Source organism: Veillonella montpellierensis DSM 17217, assembly GCF_000426745.1.
In the GTDB taxonomy this organism is placed as follows: Bacteria; Bacillota; Negativicutes; order Veillonellales; family Veillonellaceae; genus Veillonella; species Veillonella montpellierensis.
In genome coordinates this window covers 1-15,604 of record NZ_AUFY01000015.1, presented here as the reverse complement: position 1 = coordinate 15,604, position 15,604 = coordinate 1, and the positions used below count along the sequence as shown (strand labels likewise).

At 39.4% G+C, this 15,604-nt stretch carries 7 protein-coding genes; 3 read left to right on the top strand and 4 right to left on the bottom strand.

Going from position 1 to position 15,604, the window contains the following annotated elements:
* Positions 1–92 precede the first annotated feature (92 nt).
* Positions 93–974, bottom strand: coding sequence for a LysR family transcriptional regulator (locus K357_RS0105340; protein ID WP_028257795.1), 882 nt, complete (start codon positions 972–974; stop codon positions 93–95).
* Positions 975–1,390: 416 nt separating this feature from the next.
* Between K357_RS0105340 and K357_RS0105330 the strand changes: the two genes are divergently transcribed.
* Both K357_RS0105330 and K357_RS0105325 read left to right on the top strand, forming a co-directional pair.
* Complete coding sequence (locus tag K357_RS0105330) at positions 1,391–5,134, top strand: phosphoribosylformylglycinamidine synthase (RefSeq protein ID WP_028257794.1); 3,744 nt, start codon at positions 1,391–1,393, stop codon at positions 5,132–5,134.
* Positions 5,135–5,579: 445 nt separating this feature from the next.
* Positions 5,580–6,812 (top strand): FprA family A-type flavoprotein, encoded by a 1,233-nt coding sequence (locus K357_RS0105325; RefSeq protein ID WP_028257793.1) that lies wholly within the window; start codon positions 5,580–5,582, stop codon positions 6,810–6,812.
* A 540-nt stretch (positions 6,813–7,352) separates the two neighbouring features.
* On the opposite strand, the gene K357_RS0105320 is transcribed toward K357_RS0105325, so the two are convergent.
* Together K357_RS0105320 and K357_RS0105315 are read right to left on the bottom strand one after the other, a co-directional pair.
* Positions 7,353–7,952 (bottom strand): phosphatase PAP2 family protein, encoded by a 600-nt coding sequence (locus K357_RS0105320; protein WP_028257792.1) that lies wholly within the window; start codon positions 7,950–7,952, stop codon positions 7,353–7,355.
* A gap of 225 nt (positions 7,953–8,177) precedes the next feature.
* Positions 8,178–9,110, bottom strand: coding sequence for a ketopantoate reductase family protein (locus K357_RS0105315; RefSeq protein WP_028257791.1), 933 nt, complete (start codon positions 9,108–9,110; stop codon positions 8,178–8,180).
* Positions 9,111–9,622: 512 nt separating this feature from the next.
* On the opposite strand from K357_RS0105315, the gene poxB reads away from it, so the two are divergent.
* Positions 9,623–11,368 (top strand): ubiquinone-dependent pyruvate dehydrogenase, encoded by a 1,746-nt coding sequence (poxB, locus tag K357_RS0105310; RefSeq protein ID WP_028257790.1) that lies wholly within the window; start codon positions 9,623–9,625, stop codon positions 11,366–11,368.
* A gap of 557 nt (positions 11,369–11,925) precedes the next feature.
* Here the strand turns inward: poxB and K357_RS09360 are convergent.
* A partial coding sequence (locus tag K357_RS09360; RefSeq protein WP_028257789.1) for a YadA-like family protein occupies positions 11,926–15,604 on the bottom strand: 3,679 nt, incomplete at its 5' end.

Below are 15,604 nucleotides of genomic sequence, written 5' to 3'. Positions count from 1 at the left end.
AAAATAGATGTATTACCATCATAGATTAATACATCTATAGACTATTAATTTCTATATCCTTCTACATCATAGATAGTATTATATCATATACATTATACCTTTGTTAACAAATTAATAAAGTCTTCTGCCCCTTGTGATAGCGGTGTTCGCCGTGAACGGACTAACACAATCTGACGTGTTGGTAGGGATACAGTAGTATCGATCATGACTACACTACCATTATTAATTTTTTCTTCTACCATCATTAACGGCAATAAAGCAATGCCCATATTGATTTCAACCAAATCCAATATAACATCTAAGCTTCCTAGTTCAAAAGCCGGCTTATGACATGCACCATTCGTTAAGTCATCAAAAAAAGTACGGCTAGCAGCCCCTTTTGATAATAACAAGAGAGGTTCTTCTAGTAATGCCTGTAAATCCAAAGTCCCCACATCACGATATGTACTGCCGCCTACAAAACAATCTTGCACCGTCAATAAGGGAATTACTTCTAATTGTGGATTAGTAAGAAGTGCATCATAATGATTCACAATCGCCAATTGAGCTTCTTGTTGTAACACCATGTCCACACAATCTGGAGATGGACGATTTGTAATATGCAACCCACTTTTAGGGCTTGCCATTTTCCATCGTTGTAAATAGGGTAATAAAAAATGGCGACATAATGTATCTGGCACCGCTAGCTGCAAACTTTCATATTGATTATGAATGCGTTCACGTAATTGAACGATACCATTATCTAATATGGCAAATGCCTGTGCCACCGCATCAAATAATTCTTTTCCCTCAGGTGTAAATGACACCGACTTGGTGGTTCTCACAAACAATTTCATCTCTAATTCGCTTTCCAACTGTTTAATACTTTGACTAATAGCCGATTGCGATACTCCGATTTCTTTAGCCGCCATGGAAAACGATAAATACATACCGACACTAAAAAATGTGCGATACAAATCAGTAGATATAGCCATAATACCTCCCTTACATCAATTCATGCTGCACTCTATCTATACACGTTAACAAAAAAAAACTAGTAAAATTATATGCTAGCACATATACTAGCATACCTATAACACAACTTGCCTACTAGTAGGTTTATCGTATCTGTCATACAATAACCATCTAAACCTAGCGATACCCGATGTAGACAAACCATCATCATAGGGTCATACATTATATCCTCCTATGACTCATAAGTCTCTTTTATTATTATTTCTAATCCTTCAATTAACTTGTATTACCTTTACTTATAAGTCTAAACCGTTTATACTAAAATTGTCAATTGTACAGGCTATAATTGTGAGTAGAACCAATATATGCATATCACTACCTATACAATGCCTGTATCTTCATACTTCATTATCCAAAAGCACACTTAGGAGGTACTATGTCTATCTATCGTTTATTTGTTACCAAACGATCCGCCTTTGCCCATGAAGCAAAGCATCTATTAGAAACACTAACAAATGAATTATCCCTACCCGCTACATCTGTTACTATCTACGAACGCTATGATATAGAAGGTGTAACTGCGGATGATATGGATCGTGCTACACAACTCATTTTCTCGGAACCACCTGTAGATGAAGTATTTCACGAGTTACCAATACCAACGCCATCCTTTGTTCTCGCTACGGAATATGTACCAGGACAATATGACCAACGAGCTGATTCTGCGGAGCAATGTATCAATATGCTCACATTACAGACAGGTCACACAGTCCGTACTGCACGCGTTTTCGTAATTGGTGGTACGTTTACGCCAGACGAAGAAACTACAATTCAGAACTACCTAATCAATCCTATTGATACTCGTCAAGCCTCGTTAGACATACCTACTTCATTAGAATGGCAAGAACTGGCGCCAAAATCTGTAGAAGTGCTACATAATTTTATCAACTATAGTCATAAAGAGTTATCTAGTATGCACGATAACTTACAATTAGCTATGACAATACGTGATCTAGAGGTCATTCAAGAATATTTCAAAGAAGAAGAACAACGAGATCCTTCTATCGCTGAAATTCGCGTTTTAGATACCTATTGGTCTGATCACTGTCGTCATACTACATTTATGACAGAATTAACCTCTATCGACATCGAACAGAAGCGCTTTACCTATCCTATTCAGCAAACCTTTGATGAATATATGGCAGGTAGATCATCTATCTATACAGAAACATCGAAACCTAGATCCTTAATGGACATGGCTACCCTTGCTATGAAAGAATTACGCCATCAAGGAGCGTTACAAGCACTTGATGAATCGGAAGAAATTAACGCTTGCACAATTGTTGTTCCCGTAGATGTGAATGGAGAAGAGGAAGAATGGCTCTTACTATTTAAAAACGAAACACATAATCATCCTACTGAAATTGAGCCATTTGGTGGTGCTGCCACTTGCCTTGGCGGTTGTATTCGTGACCCATTAAGTGGACGTGCCTATGTATATCAAGCTATGCGTGTTACGGGTTCTGGAGATCCACGAACACCACTATCACAAACACTACGTGGAAAGTTGCCACAACGAAAAATCACACAAGAGGCAGCGCGTGGATATGCATCCTACGGCAATCAAATCGGTTTAGCTACGGGCGAAGTCAAAGAGTATTATCATGATGGATTTGTGGCAAAACACATGGAAATAGGTGCCGTTATTGGTGCTGTACCACGGGCTAATGTACGCCGTGAAAGTCCTGTACCAGGCGACGTAATCCTACTCATCGGAGGAAAAACAGGCCGTGATGGTTGTGGTGGTGCTACGGGATCCTCTAAAGAGCATACCCTAACATCGCTCGACACCTGTGGTGCAGAAGTACAAAAAGGCAACCCGTTAACGGAACGCAACTTGCAGCGTCTATTCCGCCGCTCTGAAGTGTCCACCTTAATCAAACGTTGTAATGATTTCGGTGCAGGCGGTGTTTCCGTAGCCATTGGCGAATTAACCGACGGAGTCACTATCAATTTAGATGCAGTACCTAAAAAATATGATGGCTTAAATGGCACTGAATTAGCGATTTCAGAATCACAAGAACGCATGGCTGTAGTCATTGCTCCTGACGATGTACCAGCGTTCATCCAGTACTGTGAAGAAGAAAATATAGAGGCTACTGTAGTTGCCGCCGTAACTGATACCAACCGATTAGTTATGACTTGGCAAGGTGTTCCTATTGTCGATATTAGTCGTGATTTTCTATCTACCAATGGAGCTAAGCAAACGCAAAATGCTACAATTACCGCTCCTACAGGGACCTATTTCAAAACAGGCCTAGCTAAAGTCCAAAATTTTCATGATCAATGGATTGATGCAGTGTCTACTCTATCCGTAGCTTCTCAACAAGGATTACAAGAATGTTTTGACAGTACCATCGGTGCCAATACGGTGCTTATGCCATATAGCGGAAAGTATCAAAAAACACCCGTACAAGGCATGGCTGCCAAATTACCCGTTCTGCACGGTGAAACGACAACCGCTAGTATCATGACCCACGGCTTTGTGCCAGCCTTAGCCAATTGGAGTCCTTTCCATGGTGCACAATACGCCGTCTTACTCTCTGTAGCTAAATTAGTAGCCTTAGGGGGCCATCGTGAAGATGCATACTTAACATTGCAAGAATATTTTGAACGACTCAATGACAATCCACAATCATGGGGTAAACCAGTTAGTGCCTTGTTAGGGGCCTACCAAGCGCAAAAGAGTTTGTCCATTGCTGCGATTGGTGGTAAAGATTCTATGAGTGGCACCTTCATGGATATGACCGTGCCACCTACATTAGTATCCTTCGCCGTAACTACAGCGCCAGTAGATCGAATTATATCGCCCGATTTAAAAGATGTAAATCACCGTTTAATTTTATTACAAGTTCCTCGCACCTTTGATGATACGCCTGATTGGGAGGCTTTTAAAAAGAATTGTCAAATCTTGCAAAAAGAAATTGATCATGGCCGCGTATACAGTGCCTACGTGGTAGACGAAGGTGGTATTCCTGAAGCGGTTAGTAAAATGGCCTTAGGCAATCGTATTGGCGTTAAATTTGACCAGTATGCGGAAGGCTACTTATTCCAACCATCCTTAGGATCATTCTTGTATGAAGTAGATATTACCGCCATCAATCATTTACTAGAAATCGATGAAGTGAAAATTATCGGTACCACTATCGACAAACCACATATTGAATGGAAGGATAACATAGTTACCCTCGATGAAATCCAACAAGCGTATGAAAAGCCATTATCATCGATTTTCCCAATTCATGCGCCTAATGGCTCAGGTGAAGCAGTCGCCTATATTCACGATCGTCATAGTAAAAAACTGGCTACCCCTAGTATCGGTAAACCGCATGTACTAATCCCCGTATTTCCTGGTACCAATTGCGAATATGACTCTGCTCGCGCCTTTGAACAAGCAGGTGCTCACGTACATACGGTAATAATACGCAACCATACTATCGCTCAATTAGAAGAATCCATTCAAGTACTAAAAAAACAACTAGACACAAGTCAAATACTCATGTTCCCTGGTGGCTTTAGTGCTGGTGATGAACCTGATGGAGCCGGTAAATTTATGGCCACTCTATTCCGCAACCAATACTTGAGTGAATCCCTAGAAAACTTGCTCTATAAACGAGATGGTTTAGTACTCGGTATTTGCAATGGCTTTCAAGCATTAATCAAATTAGGTTTATTGCCAACAGGTCATATACATCCATTAACCGCAGACAGCCCAACCCTTACGTATAATACAATTGGCCGTCACATATCGCGCATGGTACATACTAAAATAATTTCTACCCAATCACCTTGGATGTGCCAAATGAAAGCAGGAGATATTTACACCGTACCAATCTCCCATGGCGAAGGCCGTTTCATTGCTTCTCCTAAGCAAATTGTCGAATTTAATCGCACAGGTCAAATCGCCACTCAATATGTGGATATGACGGGTATCGCATCTATGGATGCACAATATAATCCAAATCAATCCGTAGCTGCTATTGAAGGCCTTTTAAGTCCCGATGGCAAAGTATTTGGCAAAATGGCTCATGTAGAGCGCTATGGCTATGGTGTTCACAAAAATATTCCCGGCAATCTAGTGATGCCACTCTTCAGTTCTGGTGTATCCTATTTCAAATAAAACTCCTGACTATCTACTAGGATGAAAATATCCATACTATAATGACTATAGTTATTATCTGATTTCTGTCATGTATTGTACTTTCTTGTATACTGAACGCGAAGGGAGAGGATTTCATCTCCCTTCACCACTCTCGTATCGTTTTGTTTGCTATGGTATTTGCAATGTAAAGACTTTTCTTTTGCCTTTTGTGTGATGAATAAAAAAATTGTCCTATACTGCGGTTCTTTCTCTACCGTTACATAATTCGTAGTTATCTATATAGTATGTAACCGTCATAATTTCACCAAAATTAATATTGAAATTTTTCGAGAATGTTAGTATCATAAATAACATAGAATGTTACATAATTAGGAGTATTATGTGTTGTATAAGGTATGAGTGACTCTTTCTAAATCTAACTATTTAGCACACTCTACCACTTAACAAAGAGAGGATTATTATAATGCATTGTGCACAAAAAATTTCTGATAACATTTTTTGGATTGGTAGCAACGACTGGACAACACCTCGTTTTGAAAATCTATTTCCTATTCCCCATGGAGTCAGCTATAACTCCTATTTTATTGACGATGAAAAGACCTGCGTCATTGACACTGTTGATAAAATGATTCGTGATGAATTTTTAAACAACGTACATCATTTATTAAATGGTCGTCAACTTGATTATATCGTAATCAATCACATGGAACCTGATCATTGTGCGGTATTATTGGATTTAGTAAAAGAATACCCCCATGTCACACTAGTTGGTAATGCGACTACTTTCAAAATGTTTGAACAATTCTATGGCACACCATGTCCCGATAATTACCATTTGGTAAAAGAAGGTGATGTACTCGACCTTGGTACTCACAAATTAACCACCTACACCATGCCAATGGTTCACTGGCCAGAAGTAACCGCTACCTATGAATCTACGACAGGCACCTTATTCTCTGCTGATGCCTTTGGTACATTCGGCACGGTTAATGGTAACATCTTTGCCGATCAAGTTGACTATAGTTTGAGCTATGAAGATGAAGCTCGTCGTTACTACGTGAATATTGTTGGTAAATATGGGCCACAAGTGCAAAATGCACTACGCAAACTCAGCAAATTACCAATTAATATGATCGCTCCACTTCATGGGCCTTTATATCGCACTCCAGAAACCATTAACTATATCATTGAAAAATACCAATACTGGAGTACCTATTCTGCAGAAAAACAAGGCGTCGTAATCGCTTTCGCCTCCATGTATGGACATACTGCTGATATGGCACAACAATTAGCAAGACTACTATCCTCACGTGGTATTACAGATATTAAAATGTATGATGTATCCAAAACACATGCTTCGTATATTATTTCTGATGCGTGGAAATATTCTCATCTAGTATGCTTATCCCCTACCTATAATCTAGGTTTATATCTTGCTATGGATGCGTTTTTACATGAATTAGCAGCCCTTAACTTCTCCAATCATAAAGTATCCATTGTGGGAAATCACACTTGGGCCTCTGCTGCTATGAAGCGTATGACAGCTCTATTCACAGATACTTTTAAAAACATGGAAATCGTCGGCGAACCACTCGATATTAAAAGTGCCTTACACGAAGCACAATTGCCAGCATTTGAAGAACTAGCTGATACAATCGCTACTTCCATTAAAGAAACTGAAATTAAAACTTTCTAGTTATAGGCAATACGATTACTACATCACTGATGCCTAGTTGATTCGACTAGGCAGGCGTAATAAAAAATAACCATTATAACAAATAAACCACCCGTCTAACGGGTGGTTTATTTGTTGTGCGTTCCACATAAGACTTAGCCATCAAATGTACATACACTCTATGACAACATACTTATAGACATCTACTAACATGACAAAATTTGCTATACCTCTATCATATCAAACTAACAATACCATCTACGAGCACTATATAATAACTGCTACACCGCTACATGTCAAACTCCCTATACAGTCCTACGAGAACTATAAAATGGCTACCATACTACTACCATTACAATAGCCGGTAGAACAACATACCTAAGCTAACAATACAATAAATACGATAAAAATAGAGGAACATTGACAGGAACTGCTTAGTCACATGGTATTCCATGTGTAGTGGCAAATCAAAAAATCCAATCAACTTTCCTCTATTCTATGATGAGTATATTGTATTATGGTCCTTACTTAACTATAGTACATCTAACATATCGTCTATACCTACTGCTCTTTTTTCTTCTTAGAAAATGGAAGTAGAGTAAGATGTTCAATCTTTTGAATCACTGACCATGATTCATAGCGTCTAAACAAACGATATACGATAACACCCATAATAGCGCCCAGTAATAATCCTACTACTACATCTGATGGGTAGTGAACGAACGCATAGACGCGAGAAAATCCTACCACCAGTGCAAATATACCAGCAAGAATGCCCCATTTACGATGATACATATAGGCCACTGCAGCCATGGCAGCGGTCACAATGGAATGGCCTGAAGGAAAGGAAAAACTAGTAGCTTTCGGTAATGGTACGATGGGTGCCACATCTGCACCAGTAAAAATTGGTCGTGTCCGTTGGGCAATATGTTTAAGTATGCCATCACCTACAGCTAACGCTACGGCAGCAGCCAATAATATAACAATGGTCGCCATGCGCGTACGCTTACATACGAGTCCTACCAGAATCAAAATTCCCCAGAATAGGACACTATTAATTAGCTTTGTAAATAAAACCACAAAATTCGTTACTAAAGGATTCACAAGATGATAATGAATCCACCATAATAACTGATGATCAATCGATAATAACGCTTCCAAAACAAACTCCTTTACCAAAAATGCTACTTATATAGGATAGATGCACATAGATGACACGCTCCTAGAGATATGGCTAATCGTTTCCACCTATAGCAATAGTACTAACCACATGAAAATCGTAGACCTGTTCCCTAGTAGGTACTATCATCATGCCACTTGCATATTCTCTACTATACCATATATAACCAACTATAGGCAAAATACTATACTCATTGTAACACAGTCCTATCGTTTCTCAGACGATTGGTGACGAAAATTATTATACGCCTTTTCAAAAATAGGGGTGTCGACTCCTACACTCTTGCCTTTACGCACCAAATCACCTAGTAAAATATCTAATTCCGTATCACGAGGGTCCTTTCCGTCCAGTAAATCACGATACAAGGAAGTAATCGTTGTGCCTGGCATAGTATGAAAGGTTTGAATTAATGTGGCAATAAATTCTGGTGGTATAGTAACCCCATAGACCTTAGCTACATCAACTACCTCTTGATGAGCCTTTTCAACTACAGTTTCATACCCCACTTGGCTCCGAACAAATGCTGTATCCCCCTTATAGTAGCAAAAAATAGCGCCCATCGTACCCGTAATAGCAAACTTTTTCCAACTCTGTAATACAATATCATCGACTACAGTAGTTCGTATACCCGCTTCCTGTAGAATACGAGCAATATCATAAAAGATTGGCACCCTACGCCCATCTTTCATGCCGAAATAAATATCACATAGTCCTGCCTCTTGTATAATATGCCCAGGAGATACGATATGACTAAAAATACGAATTGTACCGTCCGCCACAATACAAGGGGGAAGATACTTTTCTAATACATCAGATAGTAATACGCCATTTAATAAGGGAATCACTACCGTAGACGGCGTAATCATGGGTGCTATACTATGACATACCTCCTCTAGTCGATTGCCTTTACAAGCCAATATGATGACATCCATCTTGCCCAATTCATGTGCATCATCACTCACCAATGTAGGATGTACCACCATATTCCCCAATTTTTTAGAATCTAATCGCAATCCCTGTGTTTGAATCACTCGTTTTGCTTCATTTCGTGCATACAAATAGGTATCTTTGTAAGATCGTGCCAATGCAGCTCCTACAAATCCTCCCACGCCACCGACACCAAATACTAATACTTTCATACACTAACCTCATTTCTACTAAGAATAGACCTATCACATAGTATCTTAATTCCATTCTACACTATCTAAGGTAATAAGAAAATAACCAATACATCGACCATCCAATCCCCATAATCGCCCCCCTATCATCATACATACATCAACATCAATTGGTACGCCGTTTCCAATCCTTATACATACATGTGGTTTCTACAAATGAATCCCCATCTCCTACATCGATAACAAATCGATACCCATAGTACGTGCCTGGCAAAACAATTTCTTGAATGATGGCCTATTACAATCCGTCCCCACCATATAAACGATATATCCTATCGCCTATAAATCACCTAGAAAACATATATTGATAAATACTATTAATATGTTATCATATACATATAGTATGATTTCACATGTAGTTCATAAAAAGAATCATATAATAGATTGATAGATTTCAATATTGAAAGAATAACTATGAATCTTCAACCAACATAAAGTATTTCTATAAAGTAACCAAGGAAAGGATGAACCGTATGCCAAAAAAAATTATTGCTGATGTATTAGTTGATGTATTAGCCACTGCTGGAGTAGAACGCATTTATGGATTAACTGGTGATAGTTTCAATGCCATCAATGATAGCTTACGTCGCGACGGACGTATCCAATTTCAACATATCCGTCACGAAGAAACCGCTGCCTTTGCAGCAGGAGCCGAAGCGGCAATCACTGGAAAATTAGCCGTCTGCGCTGCCAGTTGTGGGCCTGGCAACTTACATTTGATTAATGGTTTATTTGATTGTCAACGTAATCGTGTGCCAGTCTTAGCCATTGCTACCCACATTCCTTCTACGGAAATTGGACTCCACTATTTCCAAGAAACACATCCTCAAGAATTATTCAAAGAATGTAGTGAATTTGTGGAATTAGTGACGAATCCTAAACAAATGCCAGAAATTTTATACCGTGCTATGAACACGGCGATTGGTAAAAAGGGTGTAGCCGTTATCGTTCTTCCTGGAGATGTATCCATTATGGAAATGAAAGCGCCTGATACTGCCTTATGGAAACCACCAGTAGCGCCTCACATCATCCCGCAAGAAGAAGAAATAAACACCTTAGCTAACCATTTACAAACCGCTGAGAAAGTAACCTTGTTCTGCGGTGCTGGCTGTGCTGGGGCTCATGATGAAGTAGTAAAATTAGCCTCTTTATTACACGCCCCTGTAGTTCACGCCTTTAGGGGTAAAGAATGGGTGGAATGGGATAATCCCTATAATGCAGGTATGACCGGTCTTCTCGGCTACACATCTGGATATGAAGCAGTAGATAATTGTGATCTATTACTCATGTTGGGCACCGATTTTCCTTATCGACCATTCTATCCAAGCAATGCAAAAGTAATTCAAATTGATCATGATCCAAGTGCCTTAGGCCGTCGTGCTCTATTAACCCAAGGCATTATTGGTGATGTAAAAGATACGTTACAGCTACTTCTACCAAAAATCAAACAAAAAGAATCTACTGAATTTTCTGATCGCGTTAAGAAAACTTTCAAAAAATTTAGGAGTGATTTAGATAGCTATGCTGTACCTGCTAAAAGTGGCGATGCCCATCATCCACAATATGTGGTCAATCGCATTAACGCCTTAGCTGATGAAGATGCCATTTTCACCTTTGACGTAGGCACTCCCGTCATATGGTCCGCTCGTCATCTGCACATGAATGGCAAACGTCGCTTGCTCGGCTCCTTTAATCACGGTTCCATGGCCAATGCTATGATGCATGCTATTGGGGCCCAATCAGCTTGTCCTAATCGCCAAGTTATCAGTTTATCTGGAGATGGCGGATTTACCATGATGATGGGCGACGTATTATCCTTAAAACAACTCAACTTACCTGTAAAAGTAGTGGTCTTTAATAACGGCGATTTAAACTTTATCGCCTTAGAAATGCGTGCCTCTGGCTATCTTGACTATGCTACCAAATTAGATAATCCAAATTTTGCCGACATGGCAGAAGCCATCGGCATCAAAGGTGTTCATATTGATAGCTCTGTAACCGATGTAGATGCAAAATTAAAAGAAGCCTTTCAACATGATGGACCCGTTATCATCGACGTAGCGGTGAATGATCAAGAATTGGCTATGCCACCTAAAATTGATATGAAACAGGCCGCTGGATTTGGTCGTTTCTTAGTAAAAGCCATGCTTGATGGTCGTGGTACAGAGTTGATTGATCTCGCGAAAACAAATTGGGTTAAATATAAATCCCTCTATTAATAAAAAATAATGTAGTGCCTCTCTAATTTCATACGTTTCGTATACCAAAAGAACCAAGTACACGCTTGTCTATACCATAGACGAGCTATACTTGGTTCTTCTTATATTATGATGTCTACGCCCTATTCACTTGTGATCAATATCTCTACCTATAGCGTACGTAAAACTAAACAATCCATATCGATGGCTATCTCTATACATCATTACCTATCACGTATACTAAGACTTATATAGTTGTAACATTTCCATAAGTAATGATTATCTATCAATCAATTCTTTCCAGTAAGTATTTTATATACCAATCATTTCTTCATATAAGAGTCCCATTTATTATACCGATTGGTATCAAATGAATAATGTAAGAATCGATACAAAAGGGACTGTTGTGAAAGAAATCATCATTTCACAACAGTCCCTTATTGTCTAATGAAGAGCTTACGATACCATATACCTTAGCCCCGTAGATGCGTATCGTTCACATACACGATACACTCTACGTAGTGGGCAATCGGTCTATTGCATCCTATACTAATCATATAATCGGTCTACACATATCATTATAGTCCCAATTTTTTCATCAACGCATCTAATTTAGCTTTCATTTCTTCATTATCTTGAAGTACTTTATAATAGCTTGCTTTGATTTGTCTATTTTCTGCTTTCAATGCAGTTACTTCATCTTGCATTACATAAACAGAACTAATTGGACCTGCTTTATAACGGTCTGGAACAGCTCGTTCATCAGCAGAAGAACCAAATTTACGTGTAACACCAACACCCATCATATTATTGCCAGCACCAACGGATACACCGACATTGAACATAGTGCTTTCATTTGTATAATGGGACAAACCAATGGCTGCCGCTTGTGTGCCTCGATAAGATCCAATTGCTGCCATAATTTGTGTTGGTTCCAATGGATCATATTGTAATGGTTTAAGCATCGCCATAGCTGCTGCATTGGCACCGACATTTCTAACATTTCTATCAATCTTCATGATAGCAGTATCTGTCTTATTAACAACATCTTGTAAATCGCTAACTAGAGCGACTGTGTCTTTAGGCTTATTATTGTCATCCAAAACGACAAGTCGTCCATTATTAGTGCCCAATGTAACGCCAGGAATTGCTTTACCATCAGCACCTGTAGTGCCAGCAAAAGAAAGTGTACCGTTCTTGCCATTCATAGATACGGTTGTATTTCCTTTATCATCAGTAGCGTTGATCGTCTTAGCAGAAATAGCCCCCAATCCTGTAATGCCTTTGTCCTTCATATCAAGGCCTTTAGCATTTAGGACTGGTCCATTTTCAATTTGAATACCCGCCTCAGCAGCCTTACCAGTCATAGTAATACCATTAGTACCATTAATACCGATCGTACCATCCTTAGCTGGTTGACCATCTTTAGCATCTGTATGTCCAGTTATAGTGATTCCATCAGTACCATCAATACCTACTTTAGATTTACCATCTTTACCATCAACAGCGATTTTGCCATTAATGCCATCTTTACCGATACCAAGATGCAATTCATCACCCACAACCTTACCAGTAGGATCGGTAACTTGAGTGGCTGTCAAAATTGTTTCTTTTGGTTCTTTTTCATCAGTGCCTTTTTGTAAGACTAACCTACCTGTATCATCAGTACTTAAAGTAGTGACATTGCCTTTATCTGGGTCGCCGATAACCACTTTCTTTGTAGACACCTTATCTAATTTCTCAAGCGTTTTTGCTAATTTCACATGTAATTTACCATCATCAGTATTAGCAAAGACACCAATATTACCTTCTGTGAAATCTTTTTCTTTCTTGTCTTTAATATCACCAACGATGTCTACTTGGTTATTTAATTTCTTAGCCAATACTTTAGTGTCAGCATTATCACCAGCATATTTCATGCCGTCATCTAAGTTTGCCACTTGGTGTGTAATCGGTTTACCATCAGCATCTTTTTTATCTTTGCCATCTGGATCCTTTTCAGTGTACACAATGCGAGTTACATCAGTGCCGTCAATACCTGTCTTGCCATTGATGCCATCTTTGCCATCTTTACCATCAATATTTTTGCCAGCTTCACCACGAATACTGATACCATCTTTACCGTTTTCACCATTCAAACCGATGGAACCATCTTTACCATTAAGAACTACTGCCGAACCATCTTTACCATTGACGCCGATTGTACCATTTTGACCTTCCTTACCTGCCTTACCAGCAGATGGTTTTTCCGCTTTTTCTCCAACTGTAATAGAAGAGGATCCGGTTGTCAAAACTTCCTTAGTGTCAGTAGTATTGCCCTCTTTATCCTTAACTTCGAGAACTAATTTACCATCTTTACCTTTAAGTGCTACTGCGCCTTCACCTTTACCTACGGTAATACCGTCTGTTGCAGTAACTGTCTCAACTTTTACATCTTTATGTAACGCTACGGTTAACTTACCATTACCATCTGAGATAACACCAATATTATCGTTAGTGCCAACAAACTTAGTTTTACCATCGGATAATGTGGCTTCACCATCAGCATCATCACTAGCTTTTAAGCCTTGACCTACGATTTGGACAGTACTATTTAAGGTTTGTTTACTTACAGTTTTATTATTGCCTGCAAATTTCAAACCGTCAGTTAAGGTGGCTACTTGATGATCATTACCAGCTTCATCTTTATAGTTCAAGCGAGTCATCTTGTCGTTATCTGGATCACCATTGACATCAGTATTACCGGCAATCACGGTCATGTCCATGCTTGGTGTTTTACCATCATCACCTTTAGCGCCAGTTAAACCTAAATGACCAATGCCATCTTTACCGTTTAAACCGGCTATTGTAGGTGCTGGGTCACCCGGTTTACCAGGTTCGCCCTTGATGGAAAGTCCGTTTTTACCAGCTTCGCCTTCTAAGGTGATACCATCTTTACCGTCAATGCCTACGCCTGGTTTTCCATCTTTACCATTTACACCGATATGACCATTTTTACCATCTTTGCCATTTTCACCAGCTTCACCAAGGATAATGGTCGTTGTATTATTCTTCTCGGTGACTGTTAAGACTTCTCTTGGCGTATCAACACCAGCATTTTGTAACATTAACTTGCCATCATCGCTAGTTGTCAAGGTAGCTACTTTGCCTTGACCTTTGCCATTTTTATCAGGATCGCCCACAACAATTTTATTAGTTGCATTAACTATACCGCTTGTTACACTGTCTAATCCAGTAATATCTTTCGCTAATTTCACATGCAATTTGCCATCATAGGCGAAGACACCAATATTACCTGATATGAAATGGTTTACATCTTTGTCTTTAATATCACCAACGATGTCTACTTGGTTATTTAATTTCTTCTTTAATACGTTAGTGCCATCAGCCTTAGCGTTATCGCCAGCATATTTCATACCGTCATCTAAGGTTGCTACTTGATGATCCTTACCAGCTTTATCTTTATAGTTCAAACGGGTAATTTTATCTGCCTCTTTAGTCGAATCACCATCGACATCAGTATCACCTGTAATCGCGGTCATGTCGATGCTTGGTGTACCGCCTTTACCAGCTAATTCTAAATGACCAATGCCATCCTTACCGTTCAAGCCAGCCACTTGTGTTTTACCGTCTTCGCCTTTGATGGAAACGCCATTTTGAGCAGCTTCGCCGGTCATAGATATGCCATCAGTACCATTGATACCGATTGTGCCATCTTTGCCTTTTTTACCAGCTTCACCATTTGTATGGCCTGTTACTGTGATGCCGTCGGCACCATTAATACCTACAGTACCATTTTTACCGTCCTTGCCATCTTTACCATTAGTACCAGTGACAGTCACACCTTTTTGACCGTCGATACCAACCTTAGATGTACCATCTTTACCATTAACACCGATAGTGCCATTAACGCCATCTGTACCATTTGGTGTAGTTGGACCTTCGCCAAGCTTAATGATATCAGTAGGTGTCTTAGTGCCATCGCCATTATCTACCTCTTCTCTAGTGGCTGTCAAAATAGCTTCTTTTGGTGCATTTTCATCAGTACCTTTTTGTAAGACTAACTTGCCTTCATCGTCAGTACTTAAAGTAGTCACTTTGCCTTTACCTTTGCCACCTTTATCTGGGTCGCCGATAACCACTTTCTTACTACCAATGCTATCGAGGTTTTTAACATTCTTCGACAAGGATACGGTTAATGTATCAGTGCCATTGGAGATAACACCGATATTATCGTCGGTACCTTCAAACTTAGTT

Excerpts from the sequence above, each read along its gene's own strand:
- K357_RS0105340 (WP_028257795.1), bottom strand. The coding sequence starts at position 974 with ATGGCTATATCTACTGATTTGTATCGCACATTTTTTAGTGTCGGTATG.
- K357_RS0105330 (WP_028257794.1), top strand. The coding sequence starts at position 1,391 with ATGTCTATCTATCGTTTATTTGTTACCAAACGATCCGCCTTTGCCCAT.
- K357_RS0105325 (WP_028257793.1), top strand. The coding sequence starts at position 5,580 with ATGCATTGTGCACAAAAAATTTCTGATAACATTTTTTGGATTGGTAGC.
- K357_RS0105315 (WP_028257791.1), bottom strand. The coding sequence starts at position 9,110 with ATGAAAGTATTAGTATTTGGTGTCGGTGGCGTGGGAGGATTTGTAGGA.
- poxB (WP_028257790.1), top strand. The coding sequence starts at position 9,623 with ATGCCAAAAAAAATTATTGCTGATGTATTAGTTGATGTATTAGCCACT.